The organism is Brevibacillus borstelensis (genome assembly GCF_037834415.1).
In the GTDB taxonomy this organism is placed as follows: domain Bacteria; phylum Bacillota; class Bacilli; order Brevibacillales; family Brevibacillaceae; genus Brevibacillus; species Brevibacillus borstelensis_A.
Window position 1 is genome coordinate 29587 of record NZ_JAUMSJ010000037.1, and the last position, 21149, is coordinate 50735.

17 protein-coding genes are annotated in these 21149 nt (G+C 55.0%); 2 read left to right on the forward strand and 15 right to left on the reverse strand.

The annotated features are described in order from the left end of the window. Window positions 1-75: 75 nt before the first annotated feature. The 4 genes from Q3F21_RS21890 to Q3F21_RS21905 all read right to left on the reverse strand — a co-directional run bounded on the left by Q3F21_RS21890 (window position 76) and on the right by Q3F21_RS21905 (window position 3079). Window positions 76-792, reverse strand: a complete 717-nt coding sequence (locus Q3F21_RS21890) for a SurA N-terminal domain-containing protein (RefSeq protein WP_340257832.1) — start codon at window positions 790-792, stop codon at window positions 76-78. Window positions 793-905: 113 nt separating this feature from the next. Then, window positions 906-1310 carry a hypothetical protein gene (locus Q3F21_RS21895; RefSeq protein WP_340257834.1) on the reverse strand — a complete coding sequence of 135 codons (405 nt, stop codon included), beginning with the start codon at window positions 1308-1310 and terminating at the stop codon, window positions 906-908. Window positions 1311-1478: 168 nt separating this feature from the next. Continuing rightward, window positions 1479-2342, reverse strand: coding sequence for a patatin-like phospholipase family protein (locus Q3F21_RS21900; RefSeq protein WP_340257836.1), 864 nt, complete (start codon window positions 2340-2342; stop codon window positions 1479-1481). A gap of 170 nt (window positions 2343-2512) precedes the next feature. Beyond that, the gene (locus Q3F21_RS21905) at window positions 2513-3079 is read right to left on the reverse strand and encodes a MarR family transcriptional regulator (RefSeq protein ID WP_340257838.1); all 567 of its coding nucleotides are present in this window, start codon (window positions 3077-3079) and stop codon (window positions 2513-2515) included. A gap of 158 nt (window positions 3080-3237) precedes the next feature. Between Q3F21_RS21905 and Q3F21_RS21910 the strand changes: the two genes are divergently transcribed. Next, window positions 3238-4236, forward strand: coding sequence for a quinone oxidoreductase family protein (locus Q3F21_RS21910; RefSeq protein WP_340257840.1), 999 nt, complete (start codon window positions 3238-3240; stop codon window positions 4234-4236). 185 nt (window positions 4237-4421) lie between these two features. Here the strand turns inward: Q3F21_RS21910 and Q3F21_RS21915 are convergent, their stop codons facing one another. The 9 genes from Q3F21_RS21915 to Q3F21_RS21955 form a co-directional block, all read right to left on the reverse strand. Then, the gene (locus tag Q3F21_RS21915; RefSeq protein ID WP_340257842.1) at window positions 4422-5183 is read right to left on the reverse strand and encodes a class I SAM-dependent methyltransferase; all 762 of its coding nucleotides are present in this window, start codon (window positions 5181-5183) and stop codon (window positions 4422-4424) included. Window positions 5184-5257: 74 nt separating this feature from the next. Then, window positions 5258-8269 (reverse strand): VWA domain-containing protein, encoded by a 3012-nt coding sequence (locus tag Q3F21_RS21920; RefSeq protein WP_340257844.1) that lies wholly within the window; start codon window positions 8267-8269, stop codon window positions 5258-5260. Next, window positions 8259-10175 (reverse strand): VWA domain-containing protein, encoded by a 1917-nt coding sequence (locus Q3F21_RS21925; RefSeq protein WP_340257864.1) that lies wholly within the window; start codon window positions 10173-10175, stop codon window positions 8259-8261. The genes Q3F21_RS21920 and Q3F21_RS21925 overlap by 11 nt, the downstream gene beginning before the upstream one ends. A gap of 15 nt (window positions 10176-10190) precedes the next feature. After that, complete coding sequence (locus Q3F21_RS21930) at window positions 10191-11072, reverse strand: DUF58 domain-containing protein (protein ID WP_340257846.1); 882 nt, start codon at window positions 11070-11072, stop codon at window positions 10191-10193. Continuing rightward, window positions 11069-12055 carry an AAA family ATPase gene (locus tag Q3F21_RS21935; RefSeq protein WP_340257848.1) on the reverse strand — a complete coding sequence of 329 codons (987 nt, stop codon included), beginning with the start codon at window positions 12053-12055 and terminating at the stop codon, window positions 11069-11071. Before Q3F21_RS21935 ends, Q3F21_RS21930 begins: the two co-directional genes overlap by 4 nt. A 14-nt stretch (window positions 12056-12069) precedes the next feature. Beyond that, window positions 12070-13875: a hypothetical protein gene (locus Q3F21_RS21940; RefSeq protein ID WP_340257850.1), complete on the reverse strand. Its 1806-nt coding sequence runs from the start codon at window positions 13873-13875 to the stop codon at window positions 12070-12072. Continuing rightward, window positions 13875-14768: an ABC transporter permease gene (locus tag Q3F21_RS21945; protein WP_340257852.1), complete on the reverse strand. Its 894-nt coding sequence runs from the start codon at window positions 14766-14768 to the stop codon at window positions 13875-13877. The genes Q3F21_RS21940 and Q3F21_RS21945 overlap by 1 nt, the downstream gene beginning before the upstream one ends. After that, window positions 14765-15691 carry an ABC transporter ATP-binding protein gene (locus Q3F21_RS21950; protein ID WP_340257854.1) on the reverse strand — a complete coding sequence of 309 codons (927 nt, stop codon included), beginning with the start codon at window positions 15689-15691 and terminating at the stop codon, window positions 14765-14767. Before Q3F21_RS21950 ends, Q3F21_RS21945 begins: the two co-directional genes overlap by 4 nt. Next, on the reverse strand, window positions 15688-18060 hold the full coding sequence (locus Q3F21_RS21955) for a DUF7408 domain-containing protein (protein ID WP_340257856.1): 2373 nt from the start codon (window positions 18058-18060) through the stop codon (window positions 15688-15690). The genes Q3F21_RS21950 and Q3F21_RS21955 overlap by 4 nt, the downstream gene beginning before the upstream one ends. Window positions 18061-18421: 361 nt before the next feature. Between Q3F21_RS21955 and Q3F21_RS21960 the strand changes: the two genes are divergently transcribed. After that, entirely contained in the window at window positions 18422-19147 is a 726-nt protein-coding gene (locus tag Q3F21_RS21960) for an MOSC domain-containing protein (RefSeq protein ID WP_340257858.1), read from the forward strand. Between the two features lie 259 nt (window positions 19148-19406). Here Q3F21_RS21960 and Q3F21_RS21965 read toward each other — a convergent pair whose 3' ends face one another. Continuing rightward, window positions 19407-19541 (reverse strand): hypothetical protein, encoded by a 135-nt coding sequence (locus Q3F21_RS21965; RefSeq protein ID WP_340257860.1) that lies wholly within the window; start codon window positions 19539-19541, stop codon window positions 19407-19409. Continuing rightward, the gene (locus Q3F21_RS21970; RefSeq protein WP_340257862.1) at window positions 19492-20904 is read right to left on the reverse strand and encodes a helix-turn-helix domain-containing protein; all 1413 of its coding nucleotides are present in this window, start codon (window positions 20902-20904) and stop codon (window positions 19492-19494) included. The genes Q3F21_RS21965 and Q3F21_RS21970 overlap by 50 nt, the downstream gene beginning before the upstream one ends. Between the last annotated feature and the right edge of the window lie 245 nt (window positions 20905-21149).

Genomic DNA, 21149 nt, shown 5'->3' on the forward strand with positions numbered 1-21149 from the left:
GGGCACTAGAAAAAAAAGTCAACCAAAAAACCTGCGCCAATTGCACTTGGCACAGGTTTACCATTCCCAAACAGGTTATTTGCTTTTCGGGGTTTCCGTTTTTGGAGCTTCCGTTTTTGGAGCTTCCGTCTTCGGTTCTTCTTTTTTCGACTCTTCCGGTTTTTGCTCCTCCGCTTTCGGCTCTTTCTTTTTCAAAGAAAGCGACTGATCGAGATACTGCACGCCAAACTTCTTCTCCAAATCGTCCAGCCATTTATCCAGATACTCATCGCGCTTGGCCGCAGTCAGTTCATCTACAATCTCAGTCCGCGCCTGCTCCAAGTCCAGACCCTGACTTTCGAACTTATTCTTATACTTGTTGTAAAAATCTTGAACTTCCTGATCCGTTACCGGGTAGTACTTTTCGAACACCTTGTCTCTTAACATCAACGTACGCAGGGTTGAGCGGAAGCTTTCCTCTGTGTAGCCTTGGCTTTTCAGCATTTGTTGAAAAACTTCCTCGGAGCCGACCTGCTCCCTGACATTCTTGATGTGCTGATTGACTTCCTCCTCCGGAACAGACACACCAAGCGCTTTCGCTTCTTCCACCACAAGGTTGCGGCTAACTAAAAGACTCAGCACCTTTTTTCCATAGAGTTCTTTCATTTGCCCATAAATCTGCCCTTGCGTAATTTGCGATTTGCCAACAGTTGCAATGACCGGGTCTTCCGGCGGCTTCAGCGCTACTCCGACGATCGCCAGAGCCAGTACGAGAATAGCTATCGAAAGCATGGATAAATCGAACTTCTTCATCATTGGTCCTCTCTTTCTTCTCTCATCCCTTGTGTCATTATAATAGACTTAGAGTGCGGAAGAAAGATGGAAATATTTTTCCACAAGCTTTCCACAATGCAAACGAGCAAGGATTACAAAAAGAACTTGGTAAGAAAAGACGAGAGAATGGAGGCGATTGCCGGTCCCAGGACGGCCCATACCCGCAGAAATCTTTCCTGTTTTCTCTTTTTGTCCCCTTCGATAAGCTGCGTCAGCTTTTCCATGTCGCTCTTGTCGTTATCCAGCATTTGCATAATGATTTCTTTCTCTTTCGATCCCCGTTTCAGCTCCAGCTCCGTCTGCAATTTCGTGATCGCCTGCAAAAGCTCTGAACGAGATTCTTCCATTTTCCCGAGTCGCTGCTCGATCCTCTCCAGCCACTTGGTTGCTACTGTCATCTGCACTTCCAGCTTGTCGATCCGTTCTTCGAATTTGTCCAGCCGCTGAGAAATCCGCTGTATATTTTCCTGCTGTGTATCCGGTTGCTTTGGCGTCAAGGTCCCCACCTCCTCCGTCTCATACTACTTGTATATGCTGACATGCTCCCCTTGCTTGTACCGCTGACCAGAATGTCGCGTTTTTGCAGCCAAATACGCAAATTTCACCGGGCAGAAAGCGATGGTGAATCGTCCGGCAGGAAGCCGGAGCGGCAACAAAAAAGCCCGCTATGTGCGGACTTTCTCCAGCCACCGATAAAGGGGCGGCAATGACCTCTTCGCATCCTCGTAGCCGAGCTTGTACAGCTCCATCAAGCGATTCCGGTTCCTCTCCACGCGCCGGATATTCAACGGTTTGCTCGGCGCTATGACAAACGCCCGTCGTTCCTCGCGAAGGGCGCGAATCCGGGCGAGTGTATCATTGTAGCGCCGATGGTGATCGAAAATGACCCGGATCAGACGCTTGTACCGGGGAAACAAACGTTCTGTTACCCAGGCAAGGTTGACCGGCTGCCGTATGACTTCTTCTGCGCCCGTTCGCACGATGATGTTCCGCTCGTTTCCATCCTCGATCGCCTTGCCGATCGGTATCGGGTCCGCCAAACCGCCATCCAGCAACTTTGCGCCCTGTACATGCACCGTTCCGGAAAACAGGGGGATGCTGCACGAGGCGCGAACGGCAAGGAGAAACAGCTCTTGATCGTGCTCGTCCTTGGAAAAGTAAATGCTTTCGCCCGTTTCAAAATCGGTTGCTGCGACAATCAACTTTTCCGGTGACTGTGCAAGCGCCTGAAAGGAGTAGGGGCGAATCCGCCGGGGAATTTCCTGAAAGATAAAATCCATACCGAGCAAACAACCGTGGTGATACAGATTCCGCAGCGAATAGTACCGGATGTCGCTCAGGTGCTCGGTAAACATGTATTTTCCCAATCCCTTTTCCCTGGCAAGGTAGGCAAGCGCATTGCAAGCTCCCGCGGAAACGGCGATGACGTACGGGGCAATCAACCCATGCTCCAGGAAGCAGTCGAGAACGCCCGATGTATAAATTCCGCGCATGCCTCCTCCCTGCAGAACCAAACCGAATCGGTCCATGTTTTTCCCTCCTGTAAAACGAGCCTCGCATGAACATGTACGAATATAGTATCTGTGGGAACAGGAAGGTCATGCACCGATCAACATCACTTAGTGCCCTCATCTTGTCATAAAGCATGCTTTTTGACAGGAGTGGGGGTCACCAGGTTGGCTATAACAGAGGGTTGTTCTTATTTGTCCTGTTTTGAATTCTCCAATGAACATTTAGGACTAAAATTGACCCATGATGTTTCCAAAGAGTCTTTAAGCATCCGTACAATGACATTAAGCTCATCATAGGTGTATTTTTGCAGAAACTGAGTGACCCCTTTTTCAATCTGACGGTGCAAGGCTTGGTGAAGTTTGAACAGATCCTTGCCGAGGGGGGTGGTACAAAACAAAATTTCTTTTTTGTTTTTCGGAAGAAATTCGGTTCGAACCAGTCCTCTTTTGATAAGCCTTCGTGTTATTTTCGATACGCTGCCTCTTGGAATCTTAAATTGTTTGGAGATGGTGATACCGTTTACCGGCTCCAATTGACCAATCGCGTCCAAAACATGCAATTCCATTACAGTCATGTCTTTCAGCAGCGCTTCAAGAACCGGATTTTTGCAATGTTCAAGAAGCCAGTGCCTTTCTTCGTCATCCTCTTCTTGCATGCGCTGGCCTATTTTTTCGAAAAGACTGATAACTTCTGCAATCAATGGCAACTTATCTGCAGATTCTTTGGCAATATGGTTCTTGTTTTTCGAATTCACGGAAGCTCACCTTTACCAGATAAACATTTTCACATAAGTATAACAGCTTCCCGACTCTAAATAAAGTTTCCCGGAAACAATATTGATCAATGCCCTCTTCGATGATAATATTGTTTCCAGGAAACAATATTATCATCGAAGAGGAGAGTGAGTGCAATATGAAAGCGGTTCGGATTTACTCCTATGGGGGACCCGATGTCATGCGGTTAGAAGACATCGCTCCTTTGGCTCCCGGATTAGGGGAAGTGCTTGTCCGTATTCATGCTGCTTCTGTCAACTTTCTTGATGTCCAACATCGACGAGGCGAACTGGTTAATCATGATTTTTATAAAGACCAAGGCGGACTTGTAACACATCTTCCGTTTACAATTGGAAGTCAAGGCGTAGGTGAAATTGAAGAAGTTGGTCCAGATTGTCCTCCCCATCTTAAAATTGGAGACCGGGTAATGTGTTTCGGAGGGACCGGCACATATGCGACGCATACGGTAACTAGCGCGGACCGTTTAATGCCAATTCCAAACGAGCTCAACTTTGATCAAGCGGCTGCGGGGCTCACGCAAGGATTCCTCGCGTATGCTTTTACTCACAAAGCCTATTCCGTAAAACAGGGAGATTGGTGTCTTATTCAAGCGGCTGCCGGCGGCCTGGGGCTTCTGTTGATTCAGATGGTAAAGCTACGAGGTGGACGTGTTATCGGGGTAACCTCAACGGAAGAGAAGGGGAAAGTAGCCCGACATTACGGAGCAGACGAAATTATCATTTCGTCAAAATCAGACATTGCAAAAGAAGCAAGGAGGATTACTGCAGGTCGTGGTGTCCATGTCGTTTACGACGGAGTCGGAAAAGATACATTCGAGGCCAATCTCGATAGTCTTGGACTTGGTGGTTTTTTGGTTATCTATGGACAAGCCAGCGGTTTTATCCCTCCAATTGATCTGATGACCCTACAGGAGAAAGGTTCTTTGTTCATTACTCGGACGAACGGACTTCCATATAGAAAAGATTGGCCCGAGTTCATCCAGTTATTAAAAATTTGGTTAAAGGAAGGTAAATTAGTTGTTCCTATTGATAAAAAGTATCCACTAGAAGAGGCCGCCCAAGCCCACATACGCTTTGAACAGCGTAGAAGCATAGATAGATTACTGCTTGTTCCTTGAAAAGGTTAAGGTCGGAATTCAGCTCTACTATCGCTTTTGACATGATTCGCACACCTTTTGAGCTGTAACTGGCGAGTTGCGAGCTAGCCGATTTGAAGTATGGGAGTATTCGTGTGAAGCAGGCACCGCTCGCATTGAGTCGGTGCCTGCATTTGTCTTTGCACATGCTTTCATTATTTACGCGATTACTCGCGGACAGCTGCGACCAAAAAGCGGTGACTGGGTATGTCGACATACCCCTCTTTTTCAATCCGGCAGTGCATCTCCCATAAGCCGTCCGCGTATTTCTCCGGCGAAAAGTCGGGGATCTGCCAGGGAACCGCTCGCAGGTAGTAGACGATCGCCCCTACGTCATAAAACCGGGTTGGGACCATTTCCTCGCGGCGGTCCTCGATGACAAAGCCCGCCGCTTTGATTTGCTCGACGGCAAAATCGGCATTCCAGTGCAAGTAATCCTCTGGAATGGGAGCCCCGAGGAGCCGGTTGAGCACCAGATCGTTTTCTCCCCCGACCTGCTGTGTCACAAAGGATGCCCCCTTTTTGGCTATGCGGAATACCTCCGCGGCACCAAAAGCTTCGTGCCGATTGATGATCAGATCAAAGAATCCGTCGGCAAATGGCAGGGCGTCCTCCCCATCCGCTTCGACCACGGTAATGCCCAGAGGCTCCAGCCTGCCTCTGGCAATCGCCACATTGGGCTTGTACCCCTCCGTAGCGTATGTTTGAGAGGGAAGCGGCCTCAGCATGGAGAGAAACTCGCCTCCCCCTGTGCCCATATCGAGCAGGCTGCCGATCCCCGGCAGTTTGCGCATGACGAGGCTGGTATAGTTCCAGGAGAGCGGCGCTTCCTGCAAGCGTCCCGTTTTTCCCACGTAGGAAAAGTCCCAGCCTTCAAACGGAACGGCCGCTTCCTCGCACAGCCAGTCAAACCATTTTTGTCGGTCCAATGTTTTCTCCCCCTTTTCTCCGGGAAAACTCCTGAAAAAGCACAGAGCGGAATGCTCCCTTCAATCAAACGGCACTACTTTTGCTTTCTCTTTTTGGCGGCAAGCAGCCTGTTGAACGTTTCGCCCGTTTGCTCCGTTTCCTTGCTTTCTTGCCCAGATTTCTCTGTCTGGGCTGCCGTGGCTGCTCGCGAGGAATCAGCAGACTGCCCGGTCCCACTTCCAGGCGTGCCAGTCGCTTTCTTTCCGGTCCCGGTCTTGGCCCTGTCCAGTCTGTCAAACAGCGAACCGGCGGATGTTCCCTGGTCCCGAGCCTCCAAGCCTGCGGAGGCATTGGGTGCGGCGGTGCCAATATCCGGTTCTCCCCCAGCCTGATTGCCCCGGTTGGCTTGGCTGTTTGGGCTGTTCTGACTGTCTTGGCTGCCCTCGCTGCTTCGAAAACGCTGTCCCCGTTTTTCCCCGAGGCGAGCGAACACGGCGGCGCTTTCCGTCGCCTCCTCCGCTTCCGCTTTTTTGCGCTTCCGAAGCCATCCGGTCATCCTTGCCCACCAGTGCTCAGGCAGCTGCAAGCGCCTGGCCGCGACATCGAGCGGCCACAGAAGGGCGGCCAGTATCAGCAGCCAGTCGCCGATCGGCTGGGTTTCCCATTTGGCCGGGAGCTTCCCGGAAAACACTTCTGCCGGATCGGAAATTCTCGTGCCTCCGCCTGCCAACAGCCACTCCTGCATGCGTTTTTCGCCGTCCTGCTGCAGGCCGAACTCGGGAGAATACGATACGCTTAGCCCCGCTGTCTGCCCGGCCGTCACCTTTCCATCCGCTTTTTCGGTCACTTGAACGAGGTAGCTGCCCGGCTCAGCGGCGTTGAAGCTTCCCTCCAGCGTCCCTGGAGCCACTGGCTTCAACCGGACCACTTCCCGCTTCATCTCTCTGTTGACGACGACTGCCTCCAGCTCCTGCGGCATCCTTTCGCCTTTTGGCAAGGAAACCGTCACTCTTCCTCTGGATCCGTCAAGCTGCGTCTCTACCTGCCAACGTCCGGTTTCGATCTGGGGCAGCGTCCAGCCGACGATTTCCGTCCAGAGACGGCTGTTGCCCGGCCATGAGACCCAATCCGGCCCCCATTTTCCTTCCAGGTCGCTCGTCCAGGCGACGGCTCTGCCCAATCCGTACTGCCAGCGGCTGAGAATCGGGTCGGCGTCCTGGCTCATCAAGACCGGTTCTGCCGTCTGCTTGAGCGTCGTCGCCACATAAGCGCGAAGCAGCGGGAGCGGCTGCCGGAGAGTCCCCCAGTCGCCTGCCCCCGTTCGCTCGGGGTATTGCGGCTTCTCGACGATAAACGTCCGGCTGGCGAGCGCCGTTTCCTTGCTGAAAATCTTCGGAATCGAGGTCGCGTCACTCGCAAAGTAGTAGCGCCCTTTTCCCCAATCGGCGATGTCCTGCAAGAGCCCCGTGTCGGAATCATCCCCGACCGCAACGGTTGAAACCGTGATGTTTTCCCCGATCATCTGCTCGAGCATGCCCTGGTAATTGTCTTCGCGGCCGGATTGTCCGTCTGTGAGGAGGATGACGTGCTTGCGCTTCGTCTTCATCGTTTTGATCCGGTCGTAGGCCATCTGCAGCGCCGGGAAAATATCGGTGCCTCCATCCGCGTATATGCTCCCGATCTGCCCCTGGATCGCCTCCAGATCGGAGACGTTTTGAGGGGCCACCACTTCCCACGGGCTGCCGTCAAACGCGATCACGCCGATCTCGTCCTGCCGGTTGAGCATGGTCGTTGCCCGAATGGCGGCTTCTTTCGCCAGCTCCATTTTATCGACGCCATACGCGTCCGAGGACATGCTGCCCGATTTGTCGATGACCAGCATCAGTCCCAGCGTAGGCTGTTCTTCCTTGCCGCGCAAATCCATGTGCACGGGAAGCGCTTCTTCGATCGGCGTCTGGAACCAGCCCCCCATGCCGAATCCGTCGGAGCCGCCCGTCATGATCAAGCCGACTCCCAGATCACGGACAGCCGTTCTGATTCGTTCCATATCGGCGTCGCTGACCTGAGTCGCAGCCAGGTCGGCCAAGACGATGGAAGCGTACTGCTTGTAGCCCTCCAGCTCTTTCGGCAGAAGTGCCAAATCTTTCGTCTCGACCTTGATATTGCCTGCCTGAAGAGCCTGGACGAGGTTGCCGGCGGCACCAGGATGTCCTTCCAAGACTAAAACCGACGGCGTTCCCGTCACCTGCGTATAGGCAAATGCCTGATTGTTGGCCTGCACCGTATCGCGCTCCGGCTCGATTTCCACCCGGTAGCGGTGAAAGCCCTCATTCATCGCCTTTTGGGAAAAGAGAAAGCGGTTTTTCCCTTTTTCCACCCGGACGACCTGTGTCCCCGCCTCGCGGTTTCCCTCGTAGAGACGCAGGACCGCTTTGGTCCCGACGGTGCTTTCCACATCAACCTTAATCGCGTATTCCTCTCCCGCGTACAGCCGATCCGGGACCTGGACGGAGGACAGCACGACCTCATCGCCCTGCGGCTGCTCGAAAAGGACGCTTTCTACGGCAATCCCCCGCTCTTTGGCCAGCTTGACTTCACGCGCCGTGTCCCCGTGCGTGTCCATCCCGTCAGTGATGACCACAATCTTGCCGCGGGCGCTGGTAGGAATCATCGCTTGAGCGAGCCGGATTCCCTCCGCCAGATTGGTAGCGTGACGGTTTACTTCCACGGAGACAGGCTGGACCTGGCTGCTCGTCGTCAGCGGCTGGTCCACCGCAGCATTCGCACCCGTCGCCACGGTGGCGTATTGATCCTCCGCCCGTTTGCTTTCCACCGCTTCTTTGAGGAAACGCTTCAGCTGCTGATCGTCCTTGATCGAAGCCGAGCTGTCCCATACGAAAACAACGGTCTCGGCCCGTACCGGGTAGAGCAGCTGGATACCGGCCAAGGCCAGGATGAGAAGACAAAAGACAGCTGTCCGGATCGCGGCGATAACGCTTTTGCGGCTGCTGGGCATCTGCTGCTGCCCGCGCCACCAGTGAACCACCGCGTATATCGCCGGGAGAAGGAGCAGCAGAAACCACGGTTGCTGTACGTCAATACCCACGGCGATACACCCTCCATTCCACAAACACAATCAAAAGCGCCAGCGCAGCTATCCAATACGTAAGCTCTCTTGCCCCGGTCGCCTGTTCGCTCCCGGTCAGGCTCTGTCCCCGAGCGCCGCTCTCTTTGCTGTCCTCCGCGTTCTCGCTGCCGGCAGCTTTCCCTGCGGAGACGCGCAGCATCCGAGGCGCGATATCGGACTCCGCCTCGCTCATGTGGACGGCGAAGTAGCGTTCTACAGGCGCCGTCCCGCCTCCTGTTTCCTCTGTCAGCCGGTACAGCCCGACCTGCTCGGGAACCTGGAACAGCCAAGTCGTTCCCTGGACATCGAGCGGCTGCGATGTGCCGTCAGGCAGCGTCAGCACCCGCTTGGTCGCACCTGGCGTCAAGGAGACGGCAAGCGCTTCGCCTGGCAATGCGGGACCAATCGGAACGCTTTGCACCGAAGAGAGCCAGGAGACGGCATTTTGCATGAAAATCGGGAAAGCGGGCCGCAGCGGCAAGTCGGAGTCGTGCAGGTCGAAGCCGATGACGACGACTTTTTTGCCCTCCAGCGTACCGGCTGCAATCAATTCGGTCTCTCCCGCCCGAACGAGTGTCCGCAAGCCGGGAACCGCTCCCCAGACAGAGCTTTTTGATACGTGCACCTCCCGCCAGTCCACGTGCTTCATCAGCGGGTCATCGGCTTGCACGGATTCGAGATTGCCGGTCACATCCGCCACTCCCTGATACGGAAGCCAATCCGTTTTTTTATCGGGAGCGATGAGCAAAATATTGCCCTCCGGCAGCTTGTCCGGGACCACCCCGTCAAAAATCCACAGATCGGATGCGCCGCTTTTCCCGCTTGGCAGTGCCGTCTCGGTCTCAATCTCTACATTTCCTACGGTTTGCAAGGCCTGATGGAGAAAGCGGTTCCCCCCTGGACTCACCAATACGGCCCGCCCTTTGCCCGAGCCATAGGGGACGCTCCAGGCCTCGTTGTCTTCGGCCAGACCGTCCGCCTCGACTTCGATTACCGCCCGGTATGCAGGCATGGCGGGCAATCGTTCAAAGGCAACCGTCTGGGTGGCTCCCGCCTCGACGGAGAACTTGCCGACATCGAGCAGATTTTGTTCGAGCCCGAAGATCGAGATATTGCCTTTTTTCGGCTGCGAGCCGTGATTGTCGATGCGCAGCAAGCCTTCCGTGCCTTCGCTTCCGGTCTGCGTCACGAACGCGCCGACAGCCACGTTTTCCTTGGAGCGGCCGGCAGAATAAAACCGAAACGGCCCCGGGATGGAAACCTCCACAGAAGCACTCTGCCCCGGCTCCTGCAGCTCCTCTCCCCCACCGTCGCCAAACCACATCACGCCGCTCCCTTCCTCCGTCGAAGCGATGGCCCCCGCCAAGGAAAGGGCAGCCCGCTGGTCAGCCTCTCCGGGTCTTGGGACGAGTGAATGAAGCGCCTGCAAAATATTCTCTTTCTCCGTACTTTTGGACAGCCATACCTTTGGCTCGCGGCCTGCCTCGATCAAGGTCACGGCCTGCCCGCTGCCCAGATTTTCCACGGCGTTTTGCGCTTCCGCCACGGCTTTTTGAAAGCGGGTTTGCCCGCCTTCCTTGGCCAGCATGCTTCCCGATGTATCTACAACCAGAATGGTGTGCTCGGCAATCGCTCCCGTCACCGGCACTGCCGGGCGAATCAAGGCAAGCACCAGCAAGAGGGCCGCCAACAGTTGAAGCAGCAAGAGCAGGTTCCGCTGCAGCTTCTCCCAGGGCCGGACAGCCTCCCAGCTCTGCAGCGTCCGCTGCCAGAGCAGCGTGCTGGGCACCTCCACATCCTCCACCTTTCGCTTCAGGAGATAGAGAGCCGCGATCGCCGGCACGATCAACAAAAAACCGAGATTGCCTAAAGCCAACCACTGCATCAACACTCCTCCTCCCTAGCGAATCATTCCCGCTTGCCGGAATACTTGAAAGACAATATCCTCCAGGGACGTCTCCGTTTTGACATCGACGGAGGAAATGCCCCGGCGGTAAGCAAATTGGGCGAGCGCAGCCTGGTAATCCCGGACCGTTTTCCGATACTCGTCCATCAAGCCGTGGGTAACGGAAATTTCCTTGCCCGTCCCCGTCTCGCTGTCGATCAGGCGCAGCTCCCCCTGGTACGCCGGTTCGCGCTCTTCCCGGGACAATAGCTGCACCAGCGTGACATCCTGCCGGGTCGCCTGCAGATAGGCGACTGCGTCCTCGTAGCCGGATTCAAACAAAAAGTCGGACAGGACGAGGGAGACGCCCGGCTTTCCGTGGACAGCACCGGGGGAGCGAAGCGCCTGTTCCAGATCGCCGGGTCCGCCGACAGAAAGCGAGGCGAGAAATTGAAAAAGCTGTGCCGCCTTGTTTTTCCCCTGCACATTTCGCAAGGAGGCGACGATCTCCCGGTCAAAGGCGTATACCGAAACGTAATCGAGATGGCACAGGGAGATGTACCCGAGCGCCGCGGCTATTTGCACGGCACGCTCAAGCTTGGGCGGCTCCCCGTAGCCCATCGATTTGCTGCAGTCAATGTAAAGCGTGACGTGCAACTCTTGCTCGTCCAGAAACTTTTTGACGAACAGCTTGCCGGACCTTGCATATGCATTCCAGTCGAGCTGGCGCAGGTCGTCTCCGGGCGCGTAGGCCCGGTAATCGGCAAATTCAAGCGAGCTCCCGGTCTGTCTGGAGCGGCGTTTCCCGACCTGGGTGCCGCTTGCCATCCGTCTGCTGAGCACCTGCATCCGCTCCAACCGACTGAGCCAGGCCGGGTCCAGAAGATGCTTGTTCATGCCCGTTCCTTCTCCAATCCGGCCAAAATCTCCCGGATGATGCCGTCCGACTTTATGCCGTTTGCCTCCCCTTCAAAGTTGAGGCAGAGACGATGGCGCAAAGCAGGCAATGCGACCGCGTCGATATCCTCAAAGGAAAGATTGAATCTGCCGGAAAGCAGGGCTCTCACCTTCGCCAGGGCGACCATCGCCTGTACGCCGCGAGGACCCGCACCGGAACGGACGTAACGGTTGACGGAGTGGATCGCCTGCTCACCCGGATGGGTCGCCAGCAAAAGCTTCACCGCATAGCTGAGTACCGCGTCTGCGACGAGAATGTCCCGGGCCGCTTGTTGAATATCGGCAATCTCCCGCGCCGATGCCACCTTCTCGACAGAAGCTCCCTGGCCCGCCGTCGTCCTGAGCACGATCTCCTTCAACTCGTCCGCCGTGGGAAACGGCACTTCTATTTTTAAAAGGAAGCGGTCCATCTGGGCTTCCGGGAGCGGATACGTCCCTTCCTGCTCCAGCGGGTTTTGCGTAGCCAGAACGAAGAACGGATCGGGCAGCGCGCGAGTCACGCCCCCCGCCGAAACGGTCCGCTCCTGCATCGCCTCCAATAGGGCGCTTTGCGTCTTGGGCGTAGCCCGATTGATTTCATCCGCCAGGACGACGTGGGCAAAGATCGGGCCCCTTTGGAACTGGAACGACTGCTGTCCCGTTTCGTCGACGCTCAAAATGTTCGTACCGGTAATATCGGTCGGCATCAGGTCGGGCGTAAACTGAATCCGTTGAAAGGACAGCTCAAACGCTTGCGACAGCGTCTTGACGAGCAGGGTCTTCCCCAGCCCCGGCACGCCCTCCAAAAGTGCGTGTCCCCCCGCAAATACGGCCCACAGCAGCTGGTCGACCACTTCGCGCTGACCAACCAGAACCTTTCCGATTTCCTCGCGAACCCTCTCCACTCGCTGGAGGCATTCTTCCCATGCTTGTTGCTCTGCCATATGCTCACTTCCCCCTACGGTTCAATATTGCTGAAATACTCTTTCACCACGTCCTGATAATCGCTTGGAATGGAGCTTTTCTCCAGACTCTCCCGGGCAAACTCCGCGTACTGTCCGTACACTTCCTCGTACGGGAGCGCTCCCCCGGACGATACCTGCGTCGCTCCGGTCTGCCGGGACTGGGAGGCTCCCGCTCCGAGCGGTCCGCCAACCGTGTCAACCGGCCCCTCGCCTCCGATGCGGGCGGACGGGACGGTCACCAGTTCATGGCTGCCCTGGCCGAGACCCGCTCCAGCCCCTTTGCCGGAACCGCTGCCGTTTCCTGAGCCGCCGTTTCCCGAGCCATTGCCATTTCCGGAGCCGTTTCCGTTTCCGGAACCATTGCCATTGCCGGAACCGTTGCCGTTGCCGGAACCGTTGCCGTTACCGGAGCCATTTCCGTTTGGCGAGCCTTGCCCATTTGCATTTCCCTGGCCGTCGGTTCCAGCTCCTCCGGCTGCCGTTCCGCCCGTTGCTGTTTGCGAGCCTGCTCCCGTGCCGGCCTGAGCATTTCCCGCCGATGCAGAGGCCGGCACGGCTCCGCCTGGACTGCCCGCCGCTCCCCCTGCCGCACCTGCACCAGCCTGGGCCGAGCCATTAGCCGTGGCTCCAGCCCCAGCCAGCATCATCTGGGACTGTTGCATCGCAGCCATCGACTGGGCTGCCAGAAGCGCCGCCGCGCGCGCCTCTCCCATCTGCTGCATAGCCTGCATAAGCCCGGTCTCAAGCGGAGCAAACGCTTGCTGCACGTTTCCTTGGGCTAGCTGTTTCGACGCTTCCTGAAGCTGTTCGGCCGCCTTGGCCGCGTCCTGATCACCTGTTGCCTGCCCGTCTTTTGCCAGTTTCTCGGCCGCCTTGCCCAACGCTTCGGCGAGCGCCTTCCGCTCTTCGCCCTTCAACGCTTCGACGGCTTTCGCCGACTCCTTCAGGGCATCGACCATCGCTTGGCGGTCCCCGCTGTTCATCGCGGCTCCGACCTTTTGCATCCCTGGCTGTCCGCCAATGGTCTCCTGAAGCTTTTGCAGCCCGGCCATTTTCCGCTCCTGGGACTGCTTCCACTTGTCCAGCTGCTTCTCAGCCGCCTTCAGCGCATTCAGCCGCTCCGCCGGATTTTTGGCCTCCGCTACCGCTTTTTTCGCCTGTTCAATCATTTCTTCGAGCTGCTTCTTTTGTGTTTCGCTCAAGCCTTCCTGGGCTTTCGCTTCCTCCTGGAGCTTTTTCAGTGTCTCTGCTGCTGCTGCCTGGGCCTGCTTTTGCTCCGCCATTTGAGCCAGGCGCTCGTCCTGGGCATTGGGCCAGATCAGAAGCAGCAAACAGACGGCCAACGCCCCTGCGGCCGCGTACACCTGCTTGCGGATGACGGGCCAGACCTCAACGCTCTCCAGGATATGCGGCAAAGACTGCCGAAGCCGATTGACAGCATCCTCCCGCTGCGCCGCGGCAAACGGCGAGCGGTTTTCCCGATACTCCAAGGCCGTCGCGACCCGCTCCTCCAATCCGTGGCTGTCCGCCAGCTTTGCGCAATCCCGCTCAGTCGGCCGCGCCCTCCAGAGGCGAACCGCTCCTGCCGCAGCCCCAGCCAGGACCGCGGCAAACACCAGCCACCTGTAGAAAGGAATGGGAAAAAGACGAGCCAGGAGGAGAAGCGCAAAGCTTCCTCCCAGCCCCCACAAGGCGCCCGCCACGAGCCAGCGGGCACACTCCCGGTATAGAACGCGCTTTTTGATCGGCGCGAGCAGCGTCAGCAGATTATCCTTGTTTTCAGGACCAAACACGCTCATCACTCCTTGGCGGCGGCTTTCCTGCGCCAGCGCGGTTTCACCGGCTTGATCAGATAGATGGACAGCGCCAGACAAATGATCGTGACAACGGCAAAGAACAGGCAGTAGATCACATACGGCTCAAGCGCCAGCGCGGCGTACTTATTGCTGACCATCCGGCGAAGACCGCGAAATGGCCCTTCTTCAAAAATGCTCAGCATGGCAAACAGCGGATTCAGGCTGTGAAAAAAATCGGGCCAGACCGGAAACGGCGTCCCGGTAATGTTGTTCGCATTGCGCTGGAAACGGATAATCTCCCGGATCACTTCCGCCAGCACGCTGGTCCCGACTCCGTATCCAAACACGAGCGCGTAGCTGAGGACAGTCGCAATACCGGTCCGCTTGATCAGCGTGGACAACAGCACCCCTACGCTTCCAAGGCCGAGCATGGTCACCACGTAAAAGGCGAACACCTGCAGCAGTTGGACCGGAGAGACGCCTCCGTACAAAAAGATGATGGCGTACAACGGAATCGTGGCAAACACGAGAAAGCTCATAAAGCTGAGCGAAGCGAGCCACTTGCCGAGCACGAGCTTGGTCGCGCTCACGTTGGTCGTCAAGAGGATGCTGAGCGTCTGCCGCTCCCGCTCTCCAGAGATGACGCCCGCCGTCAGTCCCGGGACGACGAAGCAAATCATCGCCAGCTGCATGAGCGAAAGCATCATGAACAGCTCCCGGGTCTGGTTGGGGTTGTAGTAGCTGCCCGCCCCGGTCATCAAAAAGACGAAGGTCAGCGCCACGGTGCCAAGCACCAGCAAATACAGCGTAATGATCCACGGGGAGCGCTTGGTCCGCATGCGCAATTTCAGTTCGTTCATCAGCACGGGATTGCGAAATCGCCGCAAGACGTTCATGAGCCCACCCCCTTGGTGATTTCCAAAAAGATTTCTTCCAGATTTCCTTCCGCCTCGTTAAACGCGGCTACCGGAAGTCCCGCCAGAGCGAGGCTGCGCAGCAGCTCGACCTGCTGCTGGTCATCGCCGGCAAACCCGACAACCGCCCAGTTTCCTTCTCTCGTTACATGCGAGACATGCGGCTGCTGCTTCAAGTGGGTCATCGCTTCTTCGAACTGATCCACCAGACGGATGCGGAGGACGCGCTTTTCCTGCATTTTGGCGTAGATTTCTTCCACTTTGCCAAAAGCGATCAGGTTTCCTTCTTCGATCACGCCGATCACATCGCACATTTCCGCAAGCTCCGGCAGGATGTGCGAGCTGATGATGATCGTTTTGCCCATATCGCGCAGTTCCTTCAAAATCTCGCGCAGCTCGATCCGCGCGCGCGGGTCGAGACCGGAGGCCGGCTCGTCGAGAATCAGCACCTCGGGATTGTGCACCAGGCAGCGGGCCAAACCGAGTCGCTGCTTCATCCCCCGCGACAGAGAGTCGACGTAGGCATCCCGCTTGTGGCTCAGGTTGACCAGCTCCAGCAGCTGCGGGATGATCTGCCGCCGCTCCTGGACAGGTATGTCGTAATTGGCGCCGTAAAAGTCGAGATATTCCTCCGCGGTCAAATTGTCGTACACGCCGAAAAAGTCAGGCATGTACCCGATCAGCTTGCGGACCTCGCGCGGGTGGCTGGTCACTTCATAGCCGCCTACGTACGCTTTGCCGCTGGTCGGCTCCAATAACGTGGCGAGAATGGACATGGACGTCGATTTGCCCGCTCCGTTCGGCCCCACAAAGCCGAAAACCGTTCCCTTGTCGATTTCCAGCGACAGTCCTTTCAGCGCTTCCATTTTTCCGTATCGTTTGCGCAGTTTATCGATTTTGATCACGGACGGATCACCTTTCCTTCCACGCTGATCACCGGCGTGCCGAGATGGCGGTGATCTTCAAAGCTGTGCGAGAACTTGATTCGCAGCGTTCCCTCCGGAGAGAGGTAGACAGCCGTCTTGTCCCGGGTCATCGTGTTCTTCTCAAACGCCTTGTCAAAAGAATCGAACGTTTGCGTTTTCCAGTTGTAGACCTGCTTGTCGAACTGGGTGTTGTCGTCCGACCAGGTGTACAGGTTGATTTTTTCGACCTGCAGATTCTTGTTGTGCGCTTTCGTTTCAAATTCAAGCGTGATGTCTCCGGCGCGCATCATATAGCCGTCGCCGACATCGTCCACCTCTGTGGAGCTCCCTGTTTTCACGGCGTCAAACTCGCTAGTTGGGTAGTAGACGTAGCCGTCAAGCGAAGGCTTGATGGAAAGAGGCGCCGTCACCAGGGAGATGCTGTACGGCTTGAACGCGCTGCCTTTCATGTCCATTTCCACGACCGGAGTGTCCATCCAGCCGACCAGTCTGACGGGCGCGTTCCTTTGAAATCTCGGTCTATCCTCCAGAATATCCACCATCATCTCTTCCCTGCCCGGCTCCGGACCGTAATTGCCCTGGTATGGCGATGGCAGGAAAAGGCGGTTGCTGCTCCGGTTCCGTCCCGACACGGTCTGCGTCGACGGGTCGAATTTCAGATCGACCTGAATCGATTGGCCTGGAGCCAGCTCCGGGAAGCTCTGTGTTTGGGTATCCGCCGCGACCACGACATTTCTGAGCGAATAGGGCGATTTATTGGTGACGGTCCCTTTCAGGGCGCCGTCCGTAAAGACCAGATCAGACTCGAATGTTCCGACATCGGAGAGGTACTGATCCGTCCCGATCTTGCGCATCGACCAGAATTCTACGTCTTTAAACTGCACCTGGGCCTGGTCCGGCTGGGTCGACACCCACGCCTTCGGCTCCTCCTGACCTGACCTATACGGCAGGATCGGCCACGTTCTGCCGTTTCCTTTCACGACAATTTCATAATCGCTGCTGCGCGGGACGAACATGGCTGCCACCGCCTTTGCGCTCGCCTTTCCATCCCCGAGCATCTCGACAAAACCAACCTGATGAAGCAGCGGTGTCGTCCCCCGCTGCAGCGCCCCAAACGTGAAGATCCCGATACCCGTCACTACGGCGAGGACGGGTACAGCCCCCCACATCAGGCTTTGCTTCCGCTTGCGGCGGAGCAGGAAGAACAGGATAGGCCCCGCCACGAGCGCATACACGCCGAAAAAGAGGGCGAGCAATTTCATATCGGGCATTTTCAGCGCGGGAATCCGGTCAGCCGCGTTGTCCAGCGGCCACACGGAATCCATCGGGTCGCGGTAAGCGCGGTTCAGGTTGGAGCCGAATCCCTTTTTCAGCGCATCGGCCCACAACCGGCTGTTCCCGCTCCAGCTGGCTACAGGCTCCTCGGCAAGGTCATAGGCGATGTACATGACCTTCCCGTTCCCGACCGTACGGGTGGCAAGAAGCGGCACGCCCGCCTCGGTGTACAGGGCCGTTCCGCTTTTGAGCGTGCCCGTGCTCACGGTAAATGGATGCTCCAGGGCAGGGGAATTGGTCTTCTCCACCGTCAATGCTTGCAGGGATGAAAGGCTTGTAACGCCGGTCACTTCAACAGGCGAGAGCTCCTTCAGCTCGCCTGCGGTTTTTCCGTAATGAGCCCCGCCTGCCAGCATCAGCATGCCTCCCGCAGTCGTCCATTCGCGGATCGCTTGCACCTGCTGGCTGTTCAGGCTGTCGAGGGCGAAGTTGTTGAGAAGCAAAACGTCAATCATTTGCAAATCCGTGCTTGCCACGGGCATTTGCTCCGCTTTCAGCGGAAGGACCCGAACCTGGTTGTTAAACGAAGCTTTCGGCATGGCCCCGAGGAAATTGGCCGTATCCGGATTGGCGGCCAGCACGCCCACAAACAGCGCGTCTCCGCTGTAGCGTCTTCCTCCGATAGAGGTTTTGGCCACAATATTGTCGCCTTGCATAAAGGCTACGTATGTATTGGGGCCGATCTGGTTTCCGGGTACGGACAAAGTCACCTGTTTCGTCGCACCCTTGGCGACGGAAACGGGCTGGTAATACGCCACAGAAAAGGAATCCCCTCCTCTGTCGCTGACAGAGACCACCAGATTTCCTTCCATATCCGCGCCGCTATTGCTGACCGTCACCTGGATCGGAACCATTCCGGTTTCTTTGTAATCGCCGCCAATCCCGGCTGTCACGCCGAGCTGCACCGGCACTTCCGCCTGCACGGCAGGCGTCCATCCGCCCGGCACTCCGGCCAATACCAGCAGGCACGTCAAAAAGGCCAAGAGCCATTGCTTGGACTTCTTTCGATTCATTTTTCCTACCTCCACCGACGACATGTCTGATTAGATAACGTGCTACTGTTATGACGTATTACAGGGCAGAAAAGCTACAGGTTGTTTCATAAATGTATAAAATTAGCGTGCTGGTTGAAAAAAGAATCTGTGGCATTTCTCCTGGAAGAAATCATGTCACTGTTTCAATCCGTTACAATTATCCTAACATTTGGATCGGGAAATAAACACTGGAAATATTGTTATACAGGGCATTGCTTGCTTTCGGTAAGCGGAGAAGAAGCGAGAGAGACTGTCCCGTAACTTGTTACTTGTCAGAGGTATATTTTGATCTGATGATAGAATACAGATAATGCCGAGAAACCGAAAAGGAGATTCCAACATGGAACATTCGCTTGGGAAAATCAGTGCCATCCATCGTTATCCGGTCAAGTCGTTTCGCGGAGAAAGCCTGCAGGAAGCCGCCGTGTCCCGGTTCGGCCTGTACGGCGACCGCAGCCGCGCTTTTCTGGACGAAAAAAGCTCTGTCAGACACCTGACGGCGAAGCATGTCCCCAAACTGCTTGAGTATCAGGCTGTGTGCATCAGTGAAGGAGACGAGACGTCTTTTCCGGGGGTTCGGGTGACTGCGCCGGACGGGCGGGTATATGCGTGGACGGATGAGGAATTGCATACGGAAATGGAGCAGCTCAGCGGGAGGCCTTTGACTCCAGTTACCTTTACGCCGCAGGACGAGTTGATGGGCGTCGATCAGGCGCAGCTGCTGATCGTGACGGACGCTTCCGTGCGGGCATTGGAGCAGATGTGGGGAAAGTCGGTGGATTACCTTCGGTTCAGGCCCAATATCGTGCTGGAGCAAGCTGAGGCAGTCCCGTTTGCCGAGGAGGACTGGATCGGGCGGCGGATTCAGATGGGAGAAGTTGTTGTGGAAGTGTACAAAAAGTGCAAACGTTGTTCTATGGTTAATATTGATCCCGGGGATTACTCGATCGATTCTTCCCTGTTGAAGACGCTTGCGGCGAGTCGGCAGGCTTGTTTTGGGGTTTATGCGGCTGTGGTTGAAACAGGGGTTGTACAGGTTGGGGATGTGGCGTGTTTGTTGGGGTGATGTTTGGAAGCCGCCTGTATAGGGCATGATGGGGAATTGAATATATTTGGCATGGCGTGGCTTTCAATTCGCTCTTGGCTTAATTGGGCAGGGCCACGCCTGAAAATTCAAAAGCTGCGGAAGAGCCTTTTTTATTTTTTTCGCATCTACAGTTATCAACTAGAATTGGGTATTTATAACTATATGATATTCTGTAGAGGCGTTTGGGAAATATCGCATAAAAAAAGCATCCCCGTACAAGGGAATGCCCTTTCGTTTATTAGCCGCCCACACCATGCTCGTATTGGATGATCCCAGGCTTTGGCTTTATTTTGGCTACCTGATCATCTCCCACCATGACATTACTAAACAGTCCCAAGATCAGAGCCAGAGAGAGCAACAATCCTCTTTTCATCATTTCGTACCTCCTCTAATATTTGGTGATACTCCTGCTTCTGCTCGTCTGTCGCATACTTTCTATAGGCTTCAAAAGTTGTGACACAGCGCAAGAAATCCTTTTCGCTGTTCTTGACTATGGATAAAATCATAGCCTGAAGCGTTTCGGTAATTCCAGTAAGATATTGACCATTATGAAATCGGTAAATAGCTAATCCGTATCTGAAACGGAAATTACGATCTATATTGAGCGGATCCCGGTAATGAGTAAAATGTTTTATCTCCTCGGAGAAGCGATCCATAATGTGATCGACCATAAATCCATGCTTGTTTGCCGATTCAATAATCGTTATCAAGGCTGGTAATATTTCGGGGGGATTCTTGGTAAGGAAGTAGAGATATTCGTCCATTACCCCAACATTCCCCATCAGGATTTCCAAGGTGTACGTATTCGCTTTTGCCCATAACTGAAACTTCCGTACTTCACTATAGCCAGTTTCATCTAAAAGCTCAAGCCAACTAAGGTCAGCGTACCCCTGAACATACTGCTTGGCCTGTTCATACAGTCCCTGTTTTTCCAAAGCTGCTGATTTTAATAGGTAGCCTTGTCCATAGTATACAACGAGGTGCCGTTCTGTGTTTACCGGCTCATAGGTCTTTTTGTTTTGCTTTTTACGCAGTTCGTCCTCATAAATGATCAGGGCCATTTCGCGTAACTCGTCGGCATATTTCTCTACATCTCTCCACTGGTGTAACGCGAAGCATGTGTTCGCTAAATGAAGCAGCGCATCTAGTTGGTAATTTTCCGGGAGCCTTTTCCGGTAGGGTTCAAAACGTATGACAGCCTTCCAGTTTTCTTCGGAATTTTTTCCCAGAGCGGCCCGAAATAACCGGTACTGAGCCATGACAAAATGGTTGGAGTAGCTATCCTTTTCGCTATCAACTACAAACTGATAAAAAGGTATCGACTCCTTTCGTTTCCCGTTTTCAAAGAGCTGCTCGGCTACTGAAAAGAGTATCGAAACATTTTTGGGATTGTCCAATAGCTTTGAAGCAGTCATCGCAATACAATCCTGCCGACCGATTTCTGCACAGCGAATCAGATACGGGATTACCCGTGGACGCGAAAATTTCCCTTCATTTAGACACTCTTCGGGATACAATTCATACAACCATCCTGGTTTGTGGCCAAATGCATTCGCCAATGCATCCAACTGGCATATAGTCATGGGCCGGGGAGGATTGCCATTTAGCATCATGCTTAAAGTACCTGAATTAATACCGGTTAATTCACTGAGTTTACTGAGTGTATAACCATTCTGGCTTAGATTTCTTTCGATTTCTGTTCGCAATGACAGCCGTAACATCTCCTGTATTCCCATAGTAAACACTCCTCTAATACAATTCCCCCAGTAGTTTCACTCTTGATAGAAAATTTTATATCCTTAAATATTTCTTTAGTTTACCATGATGCCCAAATAAAGGAAAGGTAAAGATTTGGCAAATTTACCGTTTCTATATTCCCAGAGAGTGCTGCTAAAATTATACAAATAGCGCCCAGCTGTGGTGCCTCGAGGCGCACTTAAAACTAGAGCCCCTAGTCTAAGACTAAGGGTCCTGCTTCGTT